At 28.9% G+C, this 20,605-nt stretch carries 17 protein-coding genes; 13 read left to right on the top strand and 4 right to left on the bottom strand.

The features are described 5' to 3' along the window. Positions 1-20: 20 nt before the first annotated feature. Together D3Z33_RS06110 and D3Z33_RS06105 are read left to right on the top strand one after the other, a co-directional pair. Entirely contained in the window at positions 21-1,775 is a 1,755-nt protein-coding gene (locus D3Z33_RS06110) for a sigma-54-dependent Fis family transcriptional regulator (RefSeq protein WP_160196898.1), read from the top strand. Positions 1,776-1,929: 154 nt separating this feature from the next. Continuing rightward, complete coding sequence (locus D3Z33_RS06105; protein ID WP_160196897.1) at positions 1,930-3,219, top strand: L-serine ammonia-lyase, iron-sulfur-dependent, subunit alpha; 1,290 nt, start codon at positions 1,930-1,932, stop codon at positions 3,217-3,219. A gap of 24 nt (positions 3,220-3,243) precedes the next feature. Here D3Z33_RS06105 and D3Z33_RS06100 read toward each other — a convergent pair whose 3' ends face one another. Together D3Z33_RS06100 and D3Z33_RS06095 are read right to left on the bottom strand one after the other, a co-directional pair. After that, entirely contained in the window at positions 3,244-3,783 is a 540-nt protein-coding gene (locus D3Z33_RS06100; protein ID WP_160196896.1) for a GNAT family N-acetyltransferase, read from the bottom strand. 116 nt (positions 3,784-3,899) lie between these two features. Beyond that, entirely contained in the window at positions 3,900-4,760 is an 861-nt protein-coding gene (locus D3Z33_RS06095) for a patatin-like phospholipase family protein (protein WP_201750449.1), read from the bottom strand. A 127-nt stretch (positions 4,761-4,887) separates the two neighbouring features. Between D3Z33_RS06095 and menA the strand changes: the two genes are divergently transcribed. From menA to D3Z33_RS06065, 6 genes are all read left to right on the top strand, one after another. After that, positions 4,888-5,835, top strand: a complete 948-nt coding sequence (gene menA, locus D3Z33_RS06090; RefSeq protein WP_160196895.1) for a 1,4-dihydroxy-2-naphthoate polyprenyltransferase — start codon at positions 4,888-4,890, stop codon at positions 5,833-5,835. A gap of 183 nt (positions 5,836-6,018) precedes the next feature. Then, entirely contained in the window at positions 6,019-6,498 is a 480-nt protein-coding gene (gene nuoE, locus D3Z33_RS06085) for an NADH-quinone oxidoreductase subunit NuoE (protein WP_160196894.1), read from the top strand. A gap of 9 nt (positions 6,499-6,507) precedes the next feature. After that, positions 6,508-8,406, top strand: coding sequence for an NADH-ubiquinone oxidoreductase-F iron-sulfur binding region domain-containing protein (locus D3Z33_RS06080; protein WP_431768830.1), 1,899 nt, complete (start codon positions 6,508-6,510; stop codon positions 8,404-8,406). 12 nt (positions 8,407-8,418) lie between these two features. After that, positions 8,419-10,155, top strand: coding sequence for an NADH-dependent [FeFe] hydrogenase, group A6 (locus D3Z33_RS06075; RefSeq protein ID WP_160196893.1), 1,737 nt, complete (start codon positions 8,419-8,421; stop codon positions 10,153-10,155). A gap of 323 nt (positions 10,156-10,478) precedes the next feature. Beyond that, the gene (locus tag D3Z33_RS06070) at positions 10,479-11,660 is read left to right on the top strand and encodes a coenzyme F420-0:L-glutamate ligase (protein ID WP_160196892.1); all 1,182 of its coding nucleotides are present in this window, start codon (positions 10,479-10,481) and stop codon (positions 11,658-11,660) included. Positions 11,661-11,758: 98 nt separating this feature from the next. Beyond that, positions 11,759-12,325: a glycerol-3-phosphate responsive antiterminator gene (locus D3Z33_RS06065; protein ID WP_160196891.1), complete on the top strand. Its 567-nt coding sequence runs from the start codon at positions 11,759-11,761 to the stop codon at positions 12,323-12,325. Between the two features lie 31 nt (positions 12,326-12,356). Here the strand turns inward: D3Z33_RS06065 and feoB are convergent, their stop codons facing one another. Then, positions 12,357-14,456, bottom strand: a complete 2,100-nt coding sequence (gene feoB / locus D3Z33_RS06060) for a ferrous iron transport protein B (RefSeq protein WP_160196890.1) — start codon at positions 14,454-14,456, stop codon at positions 12,357-12,359. 15 nt (positions 14,457-14,471) lie between these two features. Then, complete coding sequence (locus tag D3Z33_RS06055) at positions 14,472-14,717, bottom strand: FeoA family protein (protein WP_160196889.1); 246 nt, start codon at positions 14,715-14,717, stop codon at positions 14,472-14,474. A 328-nt stretch (positions 14,718-15,045) separates the two neighbouring features. Between D3Z33_RS06055 and D3Z33_RS06050 the strand changes: the two genes are divergently transcribed. From D3Z33_RS06050 to D3Z33_RS06030, 5 genes are all read left to right on the top strand, one after another. Beyond that, positions 15,046-15,765 carry an MIP/aquaporin family protein gene (locus D3Z33_RS06050; RefSeq protein ID WP_201750458.1) on the top strand — a complete coding sequence of 240 codons (720 nt, stop codon included), beginning with the start codon at positions 15,046-15,048 and terminating at the stop codon, positions 15,763-15,765. A 39-nt stretch (positions 15,766-15,804) separates the two neighbouring features. After that, a complete protein-coding gene (gene glpK, locus D3Z33_RS06045) occupies positions 15,805-17,307 on the top strand; it encodes a glycerol kinase GlpK (RefSeq protein WP_160196887.1) in 1,503 nt (500 codons plus the stop codon). Between the two features lie 145 nt (positions 17,308-17,452). Beyond that, positions 17,453-18,913 (top strand): NAD(P)/FAD-dependent oxidoreductase, encoded by a 1,461-nt coding sequence (locus D3Z33_RS06040; RefSeq protein ID WP_160196886.1) that lies wholly within the window; start codon positions 17,453-17,455, stop codon positions 18,911-18,913. Continuing rightward, positions 18,906-20,165: an NAD(P)/FAD-dependent oxidoreductase gene (locus D3Z33_RS06035; RefSeq protein WP_160196885.1), complete on the top strand. Its 1,260-nt coding sequence runs from the start codon at positions 18,906-18,908 to the stop codon at positions 20,163-20,165. Before D3Z33_RS06040 ends, D3Z33_RS06035 begins: the two co-directional genes overlap by 8 nt. A gap of 1 nt (position 20,166) precedes the next feature. Continuing rightward, positions 20,167-20,532: a DUF1667 domain-containing protein gene (locus D3Z33_RS06030; RefSeq protein ID WP_160196884.1), complete on the top strand. Its 366-nt coding sequence runs from the start codon at positions 20,167-20,169 to the stop codon at positions 20,530-20,532. The last annotated feature ends 73 nt before the right edge of the window (positions 20,533-20,605 follow it).

Below are 20,605 nucleotides of genomic sequence, written 5' to 3'. Positions count from 1 at the left end.
TATTTTAAGGATTTGATAAAATGTATAGTCAAAATGATTTATATAAGATATCTGATACTCTTACAAATATAACTAATGCTACAGCAAGTGTAATCAATGTAGATGTTACAATAGTTGATGAAAAATTAAATAGAATTGCTGGAACTGGAAAATATTTAGATAATATAGGTGAAAAGCTAAACGATAATTGTCTTTTTGCTTATGCACTTAAGCAAAATGAAAGCTTTATAATAGAAAATCCTAGAGAACATGAAGCCTGTAAGAATTGTACTCATAAAGGTGTGTGTAGAGAATGGGCTCAAGTATGTTGTCCTATTAAAATAAATAGAAATACAATTGGGATTATAGGGCTTATAGCATTTAACAAGGAACAAAAAGAAATAATAACAAGTAATAAAATGAATTTGTTAGAGTTTTTAAATCATATGGCAGATTTAATAGCATCTAAATTAGATGAAAATAGAAAAAAAGAAGAAATTACTCTTATGGCTAGTGAATTAGAAATACTATTAAATTCTATGAATACAGGAGTAATTTCAACTGGACAAAATGGAGAAATAAAAAGATATAATATAATAGCAAATGAAATGTTTGAATTAAATAAAATAAATAATATAAAAGAAATAATAAAAAATAAATTTTCAAATGAAAAGTCACCTATATCAAATAAAGAATTTATATATAAATATAAAAATAAAAATTATAGAGCATTTTACAGTGTGAAACCTATAATTATAGATAATGAGGTAACAGGTTATATATTTACATTTAACAAGATGAAAGAAATATTAAAAGTAGTAAATGATTTATCAAGTCCTACTCAAATGACATTTTTTAGTGACATTATTGGTGAAAGCATAAATATCAAAGATGTAAAAAGATATGCAAAAAAAATATCTAAAAGCAATTCTACTGTATTAATAACTGGTGAAAGTGGCACAGGGAAAGAACTTTTTGCAAGAAGCATACATTTTGAATCTGAAAGAGTAGATAAGCCATTTATTGCAATAAATTGTACTGCTATTCCTGAAAATTTAATAGAAACTGAACTTTTTGGATATGAAGAAGGTGCTTTTACAGGAGCTAAAAAGAGTGGGAAATTAGGTAAATTTGAACTTGCACATAAAGGAACTATATTTTTAGATGAAATAGGTGACATGCCATTACATTTACAAACAAAATTACTTCGTGTATTACAAGAAAGTGTAATTGAGAGAGTAGGAGGGAATAGTGTAATTCCAGTAGATGTAAGAGTTATAGCTGCTACAAATAAATTGTTGGAACAAAAAGTTAAGTACAAGGAGTTTAGGGAGGACTTATATTATAGATTAAATGTAATTCCTTTAAAAATTCCGCCTTTGAGAGAAAGATTAGATGATATAAATATATTAGTAGATAATTTTCTTGAGAAATTCAATAAAAGATTAAATAGAAATATAAATAAAGTGAGTAATAATGTAATTGATTTATTTAGACAATATCATTGGCCTGGAAATATTCGTGAACTTGAGAATGTAATAGAATATGCTGTTAATATGTGTGTTACAGATATAATAAATATAGGAGATTTACCAAGGAATATAAGAGAACAAGAATATGAAAATATAAAAGAGAGCACTTCTCCTATAATGACTATAAAAGAGTTAGAAAAAATAGAAATAAAAAAAGCTTTAGATAGATATGGTAGGGATAATAAAGGTATAGAAAAATCTGCAAGAGCTTTAGGTATTGGTAGAGCAACAATATATAGAAAAATAAAATTATATAATATTTAAACAGGTATCAATTTGAGAGAATGTCTTAAATTGATACCTGTTTTTTAATACTTCAAATATCATAATGATACAGAGTTGACCTAAATATGATGAAATAGCTATTGGCATAAAATTTGCAAATATAATACAGTAAATGAAATGATAGGGTGATTAGGTGAGATTAAAAAATATAATTATAAATATACTAAAAAATGAAGTCGTTCCTGCAATGGGATGTACTGAACCTGTGGCTGTAGCATTTGCATGTGCCAAATCAAAACAAGTATTAGAGGATGAATCCATAAGAAAAATACAAGTTCTTGTAAGTCCAAACATATATAAAAATGGCCTTGGTGTAGGTATACCCAATACTGAAGAAGTAGGACTTAGTATTTCTGCTGCACTTGGAATATCTATAGGTAATTCTAATAAAGGTCTTGAATTATTAGAAGATGTAGATGAAAATATTGTATTAAAAGCACATAAAATTTTAAAAGAGATTCCCTTTAAATTAGATATCAAAGATACAGATAAAAAAATATATATAGAAGTTAATATAGAAGGAAAAAATAATAATGTACATTTGATAATAGAAAACAGGCATAATAATATAGTATATATTGAAAAGAATAATAATGTAATAGTTAGTAAAGAGAGTAATGATGAAAATAAAGATAATACAGAAATATCATTTTTAATTAATAAAAAAATACAGGACATTGTAAAAACAATAGAGGAAATAGACAAAGAAGATCTATTATTTTTATTAGATGGTATGAATATGAATAAAAAGATGGCTCAGAAAGGTTTAGAAAAAAAGGTTGGAATAGGAGTAGGCTATAGAACAAAAAAATTAATTGATAAAAATGTACTTTCAAATGATTTATTAAATAATTCAATGATGATTACAGCTGCAGGTGCTGATGCAAGGATGAGTGGAGTTAATTTGCCAGTGATGAGTTCAAATGGAAGTGGAAATAATGGTCTAACAGCAATACTTCCTATAGTAGCATTTAATCAAAAATATCCTCAAACTAATGATAAATTAGTTAAAGCATTAGCTATAAGTCATGTGATAAATTGTTATATAAAATCATATATAGGAAGGTTGTCAGCATTATGTGGCTGTGCAGTAGCAGCTGGTACTGGAGCAAGTGCAGCTATAACATGGCTTATGGGTGGAAGTCATAAACAAATTGATGGAGCTATAAAAAACATGATAGCTAATATAAGTGGTATGATTTGTGATGGTGCAAAACCAAGTTGTGCATTAAAAGTATCTACTTCTGCTTCAGTAGCAGTACAGTCAGCACTTCTTGCAATAAATGAAAATATTACATTTGATAGAAATGGAATAATCGAGGATTCTGCTGAAAAAACAATAAAGAATTTAGGAATATTAAGTAATGAGGGAATGTATAATATGGACCAGAGTATTTTAGGTATAATGGGAAATATGAATTAAATATAACCCTGACATATGTCAGGGTTAACTTATTCTTTCTATAGGTTCTATAAATTTTGAGAAATAGACAGTATTGATCCCATCACCGCGGTCATTTTCAAATTTATGAAAAAGAGTATATCCATAATTTTGAAGGAGACTCATTTGTGGGAAATTGGATGACCAAGTTCTTCTTACTATAAAAGGTAATGAAAGTTCAAATGGTAATTCACTTTCTATAAATTTATTAAATTTTGAAGCGATTTTTTGACCTCTATAGTCAGGGTGTACACATGCAATTTTTATATAATTACATGGTGTATATTGTGATATTATATCTTCATAATAATTATGATAAAAAATAGAAAAACCAACTAGCTTTTTATTATCAAATGCTAGTAAAAATTTAGCTTCATCTATGAATAAGCTTTTAAAATATTTATAAGGTCCATTAGGATTGTTTTCCCTTTCAGATAATGTGGGATAAAAATCTTTATCACATAATAATAAAAGATTCCAAATAGCATCTTTAAATGGTAAGATATCGTTTAAATTATCAATAAAGTTTAAATTAATATTTTTCATTTTTCACCTCGAAATTATTTTTTATTTGTTCTAAAATTATATAATAATTTGAGTCAAATAACAATATATTAAATAAAAAATATTATATATTAAATTTAACAACTTTTAAAATTAAATTAGCTAAATTTTTCACATGAATTATACCACTGATTAATAGCTTGTTTACCTTTTTTCAAACCTATTTTATAATCATTGTTTAATATATTTAAATCTGTAGTAAATCTTGTGGTTTTAAAGTCTAGAGGAGGATTAATTTCTAATATATTTATATTATTTGGTGGTCTTCTTATAAAATCTATTGATTCATTATATTTTTTAGCTCTATTTCCTAAAGCATATATTAGATTAGGATAATCTCTCAATATTAATTTACTTATATAATAAGATTTACTGACTGTCATTCTATAATCTTTAGGTCTTGAACGTATTACTATAATATTTTTAGCATTTCTTTTATATGCTTCTTTTACTGGTATTGGATCTGAAATACCACCATCAGCATATTTTTGTCCATTGATTTCAATAGGACTTCTATATACTACAGGTATAGCACTAGAAGCTTTTACTACCCTACTTATATTATTTTTATTAGGTTCAATATACTCTATATTTCCTGTATTTATATTTGTAACTCCTACAAGATATTTACCCTTGTATTCTATTATTTTATCTATATCAAGTTCAATTTCTCTTAATGAGATATCCCACAACCAATCTAAGTCTAATAGATCTCCACCTTGAAGAAACCTTTTAATGTTTATAAATTCTGCACGAGTAGAATATTTTGTATATATATTCATATTTCTACCATACATATTTGAAAGGTATCCCGACAATGTGGTAGCACCAGCTGATACACCAATACATATATCAAAGGGATTAAATTTTTCTTTTAAAAATGCATCTAATACTCCTGCTGCAAATATTCCTCTCATAGCCCCACCTTCTACTACAAGAGCATTTTTATTTTTTGTCAAACAGATCACCTACTTATTAAATTTAATAGATCTCATATATATTACTTACCATATTTTTAAAAGTGTTAATCATATGAAGGTTTATATGTTATAATATTATCGATAAAGTGATTAAAGGAGTTTTTATATGGGAGTAAAAAGTTTTTTAAAATTAGTAGAAATACAAACGAAAGTTGCTAGTATCATTCCATTTATATTAGGAACAGTATATACATTATATAGATATGATGATTTTAATGTTAAGAATTTTTTGTTTATGTACATTTCTCTAATTGCATTTGATATGGCTACTACTGCTATAAATAATTATATTGATTATAAAAAAGCTATAAAAAAACATGGTTTTGGATATGAAGTTCATAATGCTATAGCAAATTTTAATCTTAAAGAAGGTACAGTAGTTTTTACCATATTTATTTTGGTACTTGTGGCTGTAGCAATGGGGTTAATATTATTTATTAATACAAATTATATACTTTTAATTCTAGGAATTATATCTTTTGGTGTTGGAATATTATATTCATTTGGTCCTGTACCAATTTCTAGGATGCCTCTTGGTGAAATATTTTCAGGATTTTTTATGGGATTTATAATACCTTTCGTATCTATATATATTCATAGATATAATAAAGGATTAATAGATATGAATATTAATTTATCACAATTAATTGTTAAGTTTGATTTTTTAGAGGTAATAATTATATTTTTAATATCACTACCTGCTATTGTAGGTATTTCTAATATAATGCTTGCAAATAATATTTGTGATATAGAAGACGATATAGAAAATAAAAGATATACTTTACCTATATATATAGGTAAAGAAAAATCACTTAAATTGTTTAAATATTTATATTATATTGCTTATATAAATATTATATTATCTATAATATTTAAAATATTACCTATTACAACTATATTAGTATTATTTACTTTAATACCTATAAAGAAAAATATAGATGTGTTTTTTAAAGAGCAAACAAAAAAGAATACATTTATTTTTGCAGTGAAGAATTTTGTGATTATTAATAGCATATATATATTAAGTATATTACCTGGCTTATTATTAAAATAATTATATGAGTTTATAAAACAATTAAATCTATAGAATAGATTTAATTGTTTTTTTATAAAAAGAACTAGGTATAAAGAGAACTTTATGGTAAAATATTAACATATATAGAATGTTAATATTTTATCATTAAATCTTTTCTTAGATTAATAATTAAATTATACTTTTATTTAAGGTGGTGTTAAGGTGGAAAATGTAAGAAAGTTACCAGAAGTAAAGTATCAAGAATTAGAATTATTTATTGATAATTTAGAAGCACCAAAAGAATCTTTAATACAAGTACTTCATAAAGCACAGTCTATTTTTGGATATTTACCTAGTGAAGTACAATTGTTTATAGCAAGAAAACTAGATATTCCTGCATCAGAAGTATTTGGAGTAGTAAGTTTTTACTCATATTTTTCTACAGAGCCTAAGGGAGAACATACTATTAGTGTTTGCATGGGTACAGCTTGTTACGTAAAAGGTTCAGAAAAATTAATGAACAGATTAGAATCCGAATTAAATATTAAAAGTGGCGAAACAACTAAAGATAATAAGTTTACTTTAAAAGGAGTTAGATGTATTGGTGCATGTGGACTTGCACCAGTTATAACAGTAAATGAGAAGGTATATGGAAAAGTAAAAGAAGATGATATAAAAAATATATTAAATGAATATATTTAAGGGGGTATAATATTGCAAGTAAAATCATTGGAACAATTAAAAAAATTATCTAAAGATTCAAAAATTAAAGTAGAGTTAAGACGTGAAAATGATAATGATGTAAATATGCAAGAAATATCAGGTAATTATAAAAGCAATATTATGGTTTGTGCTGGTACTGGATGTATATCTTCAGAAAGTGATGAAATTATAGACAGACTAAATTCAGTGCTAAAGGAAAAGGGATATGATGATAAAGTACAAGTTGCAAAAACTGGATGCTTTGGTTTTTGTGGACAAGGTCCTATAGTTAAAATTTATCCTGAAGATGTTTTTTATGTTAAGGTTTCTCCTGATGATGCAGAAGCTATAGTAAATGAGCATATTATAAATGGCAATAGAGTAGAAAAACTTTTATATGAAGAACCTAGAACAAACACTAAAATGGATAAACATCACGATATGCCATTCTATAAGAAACAATATAGAATAGCTTTAAGAAATTGTGGAATTATAAACCCAGAAGTTATAGAGGAATATATAGCTTTTAGAGGATATGAAGCCTTAGGAAATGCTATAAAAACTGATAGAGAAGAATTATTAGATATAATAAAACAAAGTGGATTAAGAGGTCGCGGTGGTGGAGGATTTCCTACAGGAGTAAAGTGGGAAATGACTAAAAAAGAAAACTCAGATGATAAGTACATTATATGTAATGCTGATGAAGGAGATCCAGGTGCATTTATGGATAGAAGTATATTAGAAGGAGATCCTCATAGTATAATAGAAGCTATGACAATAGGAGGATATATTACAGGGGCAAGTAAAGGGTTTGTATATATTAGAGCAGAATATCCTTTAGCAATATCAAGGTTAAATCATGCAATAACTCAAGCTCGTGAATATGGGTTTTTAGGAAAAAATATTTTTGATTCTGATTTTTGTTTTGATATAGATATAAAAATTGGTGCTGGAGCATTTGTATGTGGAGAAGAAACAGCACTTATTCATTCAGTAGAAGGTAAAAGAGGAGAGCCAACTAGAAAACCTCCATTTCCATCACAATCTGGATATAAGGAAAAGCCAACTAGTGTAAATAATGTAGAAACATTTGCTAATGTTCCACCTATACTTTTAAATGGAGCAGATTGGTTTAATTCTATAGGAACAGAAAAAAGTAAAGGTACAAAAGTATTTGCATTAGCTGGTAAAGTTAATAATGTAGGACTTGTAGAAGTACCTATGGGAACAACTTTAAGAGAAATAATATATGATATTGGTGGAGGCATAATAGATGGGAAAGAATTTAAAGCAGTCCAAACTGGAGGTCCATCTGGAGGAGTTATTACTGAAAAAGATTTAGACACTCCTATAGATTATGAATCCTTAAAAGCAATTGGATCTATGATGGGATCTGGTGGAATGATTGTAATGGATGAAGATAATTGTATGGTAAATATAGCTAAATTTTATCTTGAATTTACTCAGGAAGAGTCCTGTGGTAAATGTACTCCTTGTAGAGTAGGTACAAAAAGAATGCATGAAATATTAGAAAATATAACAGATGGAAAAGCAGAAAATATAGACTTAGAAAATTTATATCAATTATCAAACACTATAAAAGATACAGCACTTTGTGGTTTAGGTCAAACAGCTCCTAATCCAGTTTTAAGTACTATGGATTTTTTTGAAAATGAATATAAGCAGCATGTAGAAGAAAAATATTGTGAAACTGGTGAATGTAAGGCTCTTAGTAAATATGAAATAATACGTGAGAATTGTGTAGGATGTACAGCATGTGCTAGAGTTTGTCCAGTTAATTGTATTGGTGGAGAAGTAAAAAAGGTACACATAATAGACCAACAAAAGTGTATAAAATGTGGAGCTTGTTACAATGCATGTAAATTTGAAGCAATTAAAAAGCCATAAAGGAGTGATAATATGCTTAATATTAAAATAAATGAACATGAATTACAAGTTGAAGAAGGTACTACAATATTAGAAGCTGCTAAAAAAGTAAGTGTTCATATACCTACATTATGTCATTTAGATTTAGGTAAATTTGGAGCAGTAAATGAAGGAGCATCTTGTAGAGTATGTATGGTAGAAGTAGAAGGTAGACCTAATTTAATGCCAGCTTGTTCTACAAAAGTGTATGATGGAATGAAAATAAAAAGTGATACATTACGTGCAATTATGGGAAGAAGAATGAGTGTAGAACTTTTACTTTCTAATCATCCTAATGATTGTTTTACTTGTCCAAAAAATTTAGATTGTGATCTTCAATCCTTAGCTAAAGAGCTTGGAATAAGAGATATTCCGTGGCAAGGAGAAAAAATAGATTATGAAACAGATAAGTCTAGTGATGCAATTGTAAAAGATCCAAATAAATGTATAATGTGTAGAAGATGTGAAACTATGTGTAATGAAGTTCAGACATGTAATATATTATCAGGTATAGATAGAGGCTTTGATGCTTTTGTAGGACCTGCCTTTAATCTACCAATGAAAGATACATCATGCACTTATTGTGGACAATGTGTAGCAGTGTGTCCTACAGCTGCATTAACTGAACTTAACCATACAGATAAAGTTTGGAGAGTATTAAACGATCCTAAAAAGCATGTAATTGTTCAAGTAGCTCCAGCCATAAGAGTTGCAATAGGTGAGATGTTTGACATGGAGCCTGGAAGTCTTGTTACTGGGAAGCTGGCAGCATCACTTAGAAGACTTGGATTTGATGGAGTATATGATACAGACTTTGGTGCTGATCTTACAATAATGGAAGAAGCATCAGAACTTGCACATAGATTACAGCATGATGGTACTTTACCAATGCTTACAAGTTGTTGTCCTGCATGGGTAAAATTCTTTGAACATCAGTTTCCAGATTTATTAGATATACCTTCAACTTGTAAATCTCCTCACATAATGTTTGGAGCAATTGCTAAAACATATTATGCGCAAAAGATAGGTATAGATCCAAAGGATATTGTAGTGGTTTCAGTAATGCCATGTGTTGCAAAAAAAGCTGAGGCAAAAAGACCAGAACTTACAAAAGGTGATAATGACAATGTAGATTTAGTAATCACAACAAGAGAATATTCACAGATGTTAAAAGAAGCTGGAGTAGACTTTAAAAATTTAAAAGATGAAGAATTTGATAAATTATTAGGTGAAAGTACTGGTGCTTCTGTGATATTTGGAACTACAGGAGGAGTTATAGAAGCTGCAACAAGAACGGCATATGAATGGCTTACTGGAGAAGAGTTAGAGAATGTAGAATTTGAAGCTTTAAGAGGTATGGATGGAATTAGAGAGGCAGAAGTTCAAATTGGAGATAAAAGTTTGAAAATAGGTATAGCTCATGGTTTAGGCAATGCAAGAGCAATGCTTGAATCTATCCAAAAAGGAGAGTCTAAATATGATGCTATAGAAATAATGGCTTGTCCTGGTGGTTGTATAGGTGGTGGAGGCCAACCTTATCATCATGGTGACATGGAAATTATAAAGAAAAGACAGAAAGCTATTTATAGCGAAGATAGGAATAAGAAAAAAAGAAAATCACATGAAAATCAAGAAGTTTTGAAATTGTATAAAGAATTTTTAGGTGAACCTTATGGAGAAAAGGCACATGAACTTCTCCATACGTACTATACACCAAAAGAAAAAATATAATCTAAAAGTCTCTCATATTATAATATGGGGGACTTTTGTTATTATAGTATAATAATAAAAATAGGTAGATAAAATGGAGTGTTTATTTGGAGGATTTGCATTAGTATAAATAGCGTGATTTACTGGGTCTATAATAGTTGTTTGTATTTTCATAAGAAATTTTAAAATGAAAATAATAAGAATAATAAATGTAGTTTGTGGAATTTTAATTATATATTATGGAATAAAATTATTTTGTAATTTCCTAACATTTTTATAGAAAATTAAATTAATGTATGGTATAATTGAGTCTGTGATTAAATCTATATTGGAGGTAAAAATTTATGAGAACTATAGGTACTACTGCTAGAGGTATAAGAACACCTATTGTAAAAGAAGGGGACGACATTGTTAATATTGTAGTAGATTCTGTAATAACTGCAGCAGAATCAGAGAATATAGAATTTAGAGATAGAGATGTCGTAGGAATAACAGAATCACTTGTTGCAAGAGCTCAAGGTAATTATGTAAATATTGATGATATTGGAAAAGACGTAGCTGATAAGTTTCCGAATGAAATTGGATTGATATTTCCTATATTAAGTAGAAATAGATTTTCCATTCTGCTTAAAGGTATAGCAAAAAGTAATAGAAAAATACATTTGCTTTTAAGTTATCCATCAGATGAAGTAGGAAATCACTTAATGGACGTAGATAAAATGGATGATTTAGGCATCAACCCTTTCACAGATACATTATCAGAAAAAGAATATAGAGAAAAATTTGGAGAAAAAGTAGTTCATCCTTTTACAGGAATAGATTATATAGATTTATATAGAGAGGCAGCAAATAATAATATAGAAATACATTTTTCTAATGATCCACGAACAATATTAAAGTTTACAAAAGATGTATTGATTGCAAACATTCATGATAGAAAAAGATTAAAAAAATTGCTTAAAAAAGAAGGGGCTAATATTGTATATTCTTTAGACGATATATTAGCTGAATCTATTAATGGAAGCGGTTATAATCCTGAATATGGTCTTCTTGGCTCTAATCTATCTTCAGAGACAAAAGTTAAACTATTTCCAAGAAATAGTCAATATTATGTAGATGAAATACAAAAAAAATTAAAAGAAAAAACAAACAAAAATATTGAAGTTATGATTTATGGTGATGGTGCATTTAAAGATCCAGTCGGTAAAATTTGGGAATTAGCTGATCCTGTAGTATCTCCTGCATATACAAAAGGATTAGAAGGTACTCCAAATGAATTGAAATTAAAATATATAGTAGACACAGAATTAGGAGAAATATCTAAAGATGAAGTTATGAATGCTATGAAAAATAAAATTACTGAAAAAGAATCAGATTTGACAGCAAATAATGCGTCTTTAGGAACAACTCCTCGCCAAATTACAGATTTATTAGGAAGTTTATGTGATCTTATAAGTGGTAGTGGTGATAAAGGAACACCGGTAGTGTTTATACAAGGGTATTTTGACAATTTGGCAAGTGAATAAAGATAAAAAGATACATCTTAAGATGTATCTTTTTTTGTGATTATATTTGGGGAAAATATGGTATAATTATATAAAATATATATTAAGGTGGTGAAGAGTTGAGTTCTTTATTTTTTGATAATATCAATAATAATCCAGTAATTGCGGCAGTTAATGATGCTGAAAATTTGAAAAAGGCAATACAATCACCTTCAAATATAATATTTTTACTTACGGGTAATATATTTAATCTTAGCTCAATGGTAGAAGAAATAAAGAAAAATAATATGGAAGTATATATTCATATTGATTTGATAGAAGGCTTTTCTAGAGATACTGTGGCTATTGATTATATAAATAATAATATAAAACCTGATGGTATAATAACTACGAAAAGTAATTTGGTTAAATATGCTAAAAATATTGGATTATTTGCTATTCAAAGATTATTTTTAATAGATTCACTATCATTAGATACAGGAATAAAAGCTATAAAATCAATAAGACCAAATGCTGTAGAAATACTTCCAGGAGTAATGCCTAAAGTAACTAAAATAATTCATGAGAAAACTAATATACCTATAATTACAGGTGGGCTAATATTAGATAAAACAGATGTTATTAATAGTTTAAAGTCAGGTGCTATTGGGATATCTACAAGCAAAGAAGAAATTTGGTATTTATAATAAAAAAATCCGTTCTTAAGAACGGACTTTTTTATACTAAACCTAATAATCTAGCGGTTTGAGCTACTATGAATGTAACTATAATACCTGTAATAGTTGGAATTAGAAATGAAATAACAGTCCACTTTAGACTACCTGTTTCTTTTTTAATAGTCCAAAGAGTAGTTCCACATGGCCAATGATTTAGTGAAAATAACATAGTACATACTGCAGTCAACCACGTCCAACCGTTATTTATAAATAAATTTCTCATTTCACTTAAGCTATCTAATTCAAGCATAGCTCCTTTGGATAAATAGCTCATTATTAATATTGGTAAAACTATTTCATTAGCTGGAAGTCCTAATATAAAAGCCATCATAATATAACCATCCATTCCAAGTAATCTTGCAAATGGGTCTAAAAACATAGCAGAATGAGTTAGAACACTACTACCGTCTATAGTTATATTTGCCATTATCCAAATAACTAAACCAGCAGGAGCAGCAATAGCTATTGCGCGACCAAGAACAAATAATGTACGATCAAAAATAGAACGAACAATTACTTTTCCTACTTGTGGCTTTCTATAAGGAGGAAGTTCCAAAGTAAATGAAGATGGAAGACCTTTTAATATTGTATTAGATAGTATTTTAGATATTATTAACGTAATGAATACTCCAAGTATTATAGCAGATAATACTGAAAGAGTTGCAAGTACAGAACTAAAGGCTCCAGTTCCACTGGCAATAAAGATAGTAGCAAGAGCTATTAGTGTAGGAAATCTGCCATTACATGGAACAAAGTTATTTGTAATTATTGCTATGAGTTTTTCTCTAGGAGAATCTATTATTCTACAGGCTATAATTCCTGCAGCATTACATCCAAATCCCATACACATTGTAAGAGCTTGCTTTCCATGTGCACATGCTCTTTTAAAATAATAATCCAGATTAAATGCAACCCTTGGTAGATAACCTAAATCCTCTAGTAAAGTAAAAAGGGGAAAAAATATTGCCATAGGAGGTAACATGACAGAAATAACCCAGGCAAGAGTTCTATATATACCTAAAACTGAAATATCATGTATCCATTGAGGAGTACCTAGAAAGCTAAAAAATAAAGTTAACTTTCCTTCAATCCAGAATAGGCCATTTGCCAGCATTTGAGAAGGATAATTAGCGCCTTGTATAGTAATCCAAAAAATCACACCTAATAAAGCAATCATTATAGGAATTCCAAATATTTTAGAAGTTAGTATATTGTCTATTTTATAATCAAATTCATTATAATTTTTTTTTGGCTTTTTTACTACTCTATTAGAAATATCTTCTGATTGATTAACAATTGAAGAAACAATTTTATCTTTAATATTAGGAATTTTAGATTTAGAATTTTGTATTTTTTTATTTAATTCGTTATTCTCAGATAAATCTATATTTATATATTCGTTAATAGATTTAAGTAAATCATTATCATCTTCTAGTAGACGTAGACAAGTCCATTCTAAGTTGAGTTTATCTTTTAATAAAGGTTTTACTTGAATTTTTATATCTTGTAAAACTGTTTTTATTTCATCATCATATTGTACTTGTATTGGCTTAGTATTTACTTGTTCCTTAGAGACTTTTCGTATGGCTTCTTGTAATTTATCTAGGCCTTCTCCCTCTCTTGCAGAGGTTGCAATTACAGGAATTCCTAGTATGTTAGATAGCTCTTTTATATTTATCTTTATATTCTTTCTATTTGCTTCATCCATCAAATTTACACATACTACTACTTTTTTTGTCATCTCTAAAATTTGAAGTACTAAGTTAAGATTTCTTTCTAAAGATGTAGCATCTGTTACAACTACAGTTGCATGAGGATTACCAAAGCATATAAAATCTCTAGCTACTTTTTCATCTTGAGAATTAGATAGTAATGAGTATGTTCCAGGTAAATCAACTAAAATATAATTATCATTTTTATATTTATATTTACCTTGAGCATTGGTAACTGTTTTACCAGGCCAATTCCCTGTATGCTGTTTAAGTCCAGTTAAATTATTAAATACTGTACTTTTTCCTGTATTAGGATTACCGGCTAAAGCTATTACAATATCATCATCTGACTTTGATTTTATATTAAATGTTTCTTTATTTATATTCACTCTATTATCCTCCTTTTAATTATCTATTTTTTCTACATATATATGAGTAGATTCTTCACTTCTTAAAGCAATTACAGCTCCTCGAATTTCATATGCTATAGGATCTCCTAAAGGACTTTTTCTAAGTGATTTAACTATTGTATTATTTATAAGTCCTAAATCTAACATTCTTCTTCTTGTGTTTCCACTTGAAGTGACTTCCTTAACTCTTCCCATAGCTCCAATAGGCAATTTATTTAAATTTATATATTTATCATTCATTATTATCCCTCCAAAGAAAATATCAAGTTAGCTAAGGCTAATAATAATATATTCATTTTTGACTATAGGGGTTACATAAAAATTTAGAATATTTATATTTAAATATACATATATATTATTAATACAGCTTGTATCATTAGATTTATTGGTTTATTTAATATAGATAATTATTCAAAAAATTGATAATTAATTTTAAAAAATAAAATTTAAAATAATGATTGCTGTATTGGTATAACAATTACGATATTGTGAATATAAAGAATGGAGGTGGGTTATTTAGAGTGGTAAAATTTAGTACTATATTGTGGGAGGGGTAATTATGTCAAATATGGCTATGTATTTAGCAGAATTTTTAGGGACTTTAATTCTTATATTACTAGGTGATGGTGTAGTAGCAAATGTTGTGTTGAAAAAAAGCAAGGGAGAGAATAGTGGTTGGATAGTTATAGCTACTGGTTGGGGTTTAGCTGTAGCTATGGCTGTTTATGTAACTGGATGGATAAGTGGAGCACATATAAATCCAGCTGTTACAGTTGCACTGGCTGCAATAGGTGATTTCTCATGGGATTTAGTTCCAGGGTTCATATTAGCACAAGTTATAGGTGCTTTTTGTGGAGCGGTTTTGGTATATTTAACTTATAAAAATCATTTTGATGCTACTGATGATAAAAATGGTAAATTAGGAGTATTTGCAACAGCACCAGAGATCAGAAATATAAAATGGAACATAATAACAGAAATAATAGGTACAGCTATGTTATTAATAGGTATTCTAGGTATAGGTCATGGAAACAACAATACTGGCGCACTAGGTGCATTATTAGTAGGTTTTCTAGTATGGTCAATAGGACTAAGTTTAGGTGGACCAACTGGATATGCTATAAACCCTGCTAGAGATTTAGGACCAAGAATTGCTCATGCTTTATTGCCTATAAAAGATAAAAGAGATTCAGACTGGGGCTATGGTTGGGTACCTGTAGCAGCACCTATTATAGGTGGAGTATTGGGAGCATTTATATATAAATTCTTTTTAAATATGTGGATGTAATGAAACTAATGCATAATAAATTAAGAGGGGGAATAGTAAATGGATAAAAAATACATCTTAGCTTTTGATCAAGGTACAACTAGTTCTAGAGCTATTTTATTTGATCATGAAGGAAAAATAGTAAAGACAGCTCAAAAGGAGTTCACTCAAATATATCCTAAATCAGGTTGGGTTGAGCATGATCCTATGGAAATTTGGGGTACACAATCTGGAGTAGCTAGAGAAGTTTTAGAGACAGCAGGAGTGAGACCAGAGGAAGTTGCTGCTATAGGGATTACAAATCAAAGAGAAACAACTGTTGTTTGGGATAAAAATACTGGCAAACCTATTTATAATGCTATAGTTTGGCAGTGTAGGAGAACAGCAAATATATGTGATAGTTTAAAAGAAAAAGGATTAACTGATTATATAAAAAATACTACAGGACTTGTAGTGGATGCATATTTTTCTGGTACAAAAATAAAATGGATATTAGATAATGTTAAAGGGGCTAGAGAAAAGGCGGAAAAAGGAGATTTATTATTTGGAAATATTGATACTTGGCTAATATGGAATTTAACACGTGGAAAAGTCCATGTAACTGATTATAGTAATGCGTCAAGAACAATGATTTATGATATAAAAGGTTTAAAGTGGGATGATAAATTACTTGATGAATTAGATATTCCTAAATCAATGCTTCCTGAAGTAAGAGAATCAAGTGAAGTATATGGGCATACAGATACACAAACCTTTGGTGGAGCTGAAATACCAATATCAGGTATAGCTGGTGATCAACAAGCAGCGTTATTTGGTCAGGCATGTTATGAAAAGGGAATGGCTAAAAACACCTATGGTACTGGATGTTTCATGCTAATGAACACTGGTAGTGATATGGTATTATCAGATAATGGATTACTTACAACAATAGCTTGGGGAGTAGATGGTAAGGTTGAGTATGCTCTTGAAGGAAGTATATTCATTGGTGGTGCAGTAGTTCAGTGGTTAAGAGATGAATTGAAACTTATATCTGATGCAGCGGATAGTGAATATTTTGCATCTAAAGTAGAGGATTCTGGTGGAGTATATGTAGTTCCTGCCTTTGTTGGTTTAGGAGCACCATATTGGGATATGTATGCTAGAGGTACAATAGTAGGACTTACTAGAGGTACAAATAAAAATCATATAATCAGAGCTTCATTAGAATCTATAGCTTATCAGACTAGAGATGTTTTAGATGCTATGCAAGTAGATTCTGGAATAAATCTACAAAAATTAAAAGTAGATGGAGGGGCAGTAGCAAATAATTTCTTGATGCAATTCCAATCTGATATATTATCAGTTCCAGTAGAGAGACCTGAGATTACAGAAACTACAGCCTTAGGAGCTGCATACTTAGCAGGTCTAGCAGTAGGATTCTGGCAAAACAAAGAAGAAATCGCTGAAAAATGGAAATGTGACAAGGAATTTAAGCCTCATATGGATGATGGAGTAAAAGAAAACTATTATAAAGGTTGGAAAAAAGCTATCAAAAGAAGTGAAAAATGGGAAGAAGTAGAATAGTCATATTTTATATAGATATAGCATAAAATAGAATATAAATAAGAACTAAATATTGGCCGGAGAAGGAGGAGAGCCACATGAATCATAATCTACGAGAGTAGGTGTTGATTCATGTGGCTTTTTTATACCAAAAGGAGGTAATCTAATGTATGATGTGACGATAATAGGTGCAGGAGTAATAGGAACTTTCATAGCACGGGAACTATCAAAATATAAATTAAAAATATTACTTTTAGATAAAGAAAACGATGTCTCAAAAGGAGCTACAAGAGCAAACAGTGCTATAATTCATGGTGGATATGATGCTAGAGAGAATACATTGATGGCAAAATTTAATGCTTTAGGAAATCCAATGTTTGATAAAATTTGTGAAGAATTAAAAGTGCCTTTTAAAAGAATAGGTTCTTTAGTATTAGCTTTTAATACTGAGGAAATGCAAACCATCAAAAAATTATATGAAAGAGGACTACAAAATGGAATACCTGATATGCAAATATTATTAGGAACAGAAATTAGAAGAATGGAACCAAATCTTAGTAGACAAGTAGTGGGAGGTTTGTATTCTAAAACAGCTGGTATAATAGGTCCTTGGGAACTAGCCATAGCTCTTACAGAAAATGCTATGGAAAATGGCGTAGAGCTTTCGTTAAATACAGAAATAAAAGATATACATAAAACAGGAAAGAACTATAGATTAATATCTAATAAGAGAGAAATAGATACTAAACATGTGATAAATTGTGCTGGAGTATATGCAGATAAAATTAATGACATGGTATCATCAAAATCTTTTACTATAATTCCAAGAAGAGGTGAATATTATGTCTTAGACAAAGGTACAGGTACAGATTTTATTAATACAGTTATATTTCAATGTCCTACCAAACGAGGCAAAGGAGTATTATTAACCCCTACTGTACATGGGAATATGTTAATAGGTCCTAATGCTGAAAATATTAATGATAAAGAAGGCATAGAAACTACATTTGAAGGATTAGAATTTGTAAAGAATGTATCTAATATAAGTTCAAAAGATATACCATTTCATAAGAATATTAGAACTTTTGCTGGACTTCGTGCCCATCCTGGGACAGGAGATTTTATTATAGGAGAAGCCCAAGATGCTAAAGGATTTATAAATGTAGCAGGAATTAAATCTCCAGGATTATCTTCATCTCCAGCAATTGCAGAATATGTAGTTAAATTAATATTAAATATATCTAAAGAAATAGAATTAAAAACAGATTTTAATCCTATTAGAAAAAAGCCTATAGTATTTATGGAATTAGAAGATAAAGAAAAGAATGAATTGATTAAACAAGATAGTAGATATGGCAAAATTATTTGTAGATGCGAAATGGTAACTGAAGGTGAAATAGTGGAAGCAATAAATAGGAATGCAGGAGCTACTACTGTTGATGGAATAAAACGTAGAGTTAGACCAGGAGCTGGAAGGTGTCAAGGGGGATTTTGTGGTCCTAGAATAGTAGAAATATTATCTAGAGAGTTAAATATAGCTTATGACAAAGTTATAAAAGATAACAATAATTCTAATATTTTAGTGGGTGAGACTAATAAGGGAAAGGAGGCATATAGTTATGAATAAAATAGAATTAGTAATAATAGGGGGAGGACCTGCTGGTCTTGCAGCTGCTATAGAGGCTAATGAAAATGGGATAAAAGATATATTAGTTATAGAAAGAGATAGAGAGTTAGGTGGTATACTACAGCAATGTATTCATAATGGATTTGGGTTACAAGTTTTTAATGAAGAGTTGACAGGACCAGAATATGCAAATAGATTTATAAAACAACTAAAAGAAAAAGGTATAGATTATAAAATTGATACAATGGTTTTAGATATAGATAAAAATAAAAATATAAAAGCAATAAATAGAGAAGATGGGTTTATGCAAATAAAAGCTAAAGCTATAATACTTGCTATGGGTTGTAGAGAAAGAACAAGAGGAGCACTTGCAATACCTGGGAAAAGACCTGCAGGTATATTAACTGCAGGAAGTGCACAAAGATATATTAATATGGAAGGATATATGGTAGGTAAAAAAGCCTTTATATTAGGATCTGGAGATATAGGGTTAATTATGGCAAGAAGACTTACTTTAGAGGGAGCTGAAGTTTTAGGAGTAGCTGAAATAATGCCTTATTCAGGAGGGCTTAATAGAAATATAGTTCAATGTCTTGATGATTATGATATACCTTTATTTCTAAGTCACACTATAATTGATATAAAAGGAAATGATAGATTAGAGGGGCTATGGGTAGCAAAAGTTGATGAAAAAAGAAATCCTATCAAAGGAACAGAGAAATATTATGAATGCGATACATTATTATTATCAGTAGGTCTTATACCAGAAAATGAATTGTCAAGTGATATAGGGTTAGAATTTGATAATACAACATCAGGTCCTATAGTAAATGAATCTATGGAAACTTCTGTGGAAGGTATATTTGCTTGTGGTAATGTAGTTCATGTTCACGATTTAGTAGATTTTGTTACAGAAGAAAGTAGAAGAGCTGGAAAATTTGCAGCTAAATATATTAAAGGGGAGATTAAATATATAGATAGAAAAATAAAAACTACCTCTGGAAATGGAATAAAGTATATAATTCCTCATCATGTAAGATATGAAAATTTAGAGAGTAAATTAAAATTATTTACTAGAGTAACTGATGTTTATAAAAATACATATATCCAAATAAAAGCTGATGATAAAACTATATATAAGAAAAAGGAAAGACAATTAACACCAGGGGAAATGGAAATGATAAATTTAGATAAAGAAAAGATACCTTCTGATACTCAAAATATAATAGTAGAATTGTTGGAGGAATTATAATATGGATAATAAAAGAATAACTTGTATAGTATGTCCTATAGGATGTAGTTTGCTTATAGAAAAAGACGAAGAAAGACAAGAGGGATATAGAGTAAGTGGAAATAAATGTAATAGAGGCGAGTCCTATGGTATAAAAGAAATGAAAAACCCTACACGTATTATTACATCAACCGTTAAAGTAAAAGATGGGTTATTAGAAAGACTTCCAGTAAAGACAAAAGACGCAGTTCCTAAAGATAAGATATTCGAGATTATGGATTTCATAAATCAGGTTACTGTAACATCCCCTATAAATGTAGGAGATATTATAATAAAAAATATAGGAGATACAGGAGTGGACTTAGTATCAACTAGAGATATGAAATAATTTCAAAGAACATATTGACAGTTATAAATATATAATGTTATTATACATATAGATAATTATCTATATGTATAAT

Origin of the sequence: Senegalia massiliensis (assembly GCF_009911265.1) — a bacterium.
GTDB lineage: Bacteria > Bacillota > Clostridia > Tissierellales > SIT17 > Anaeromonas > Anaeromonas massiliensis_A.
Note: the sequence above shows the minus strand (reverse complement) of the source record. Positions and strands in the feature narration are given on the sequence as shown.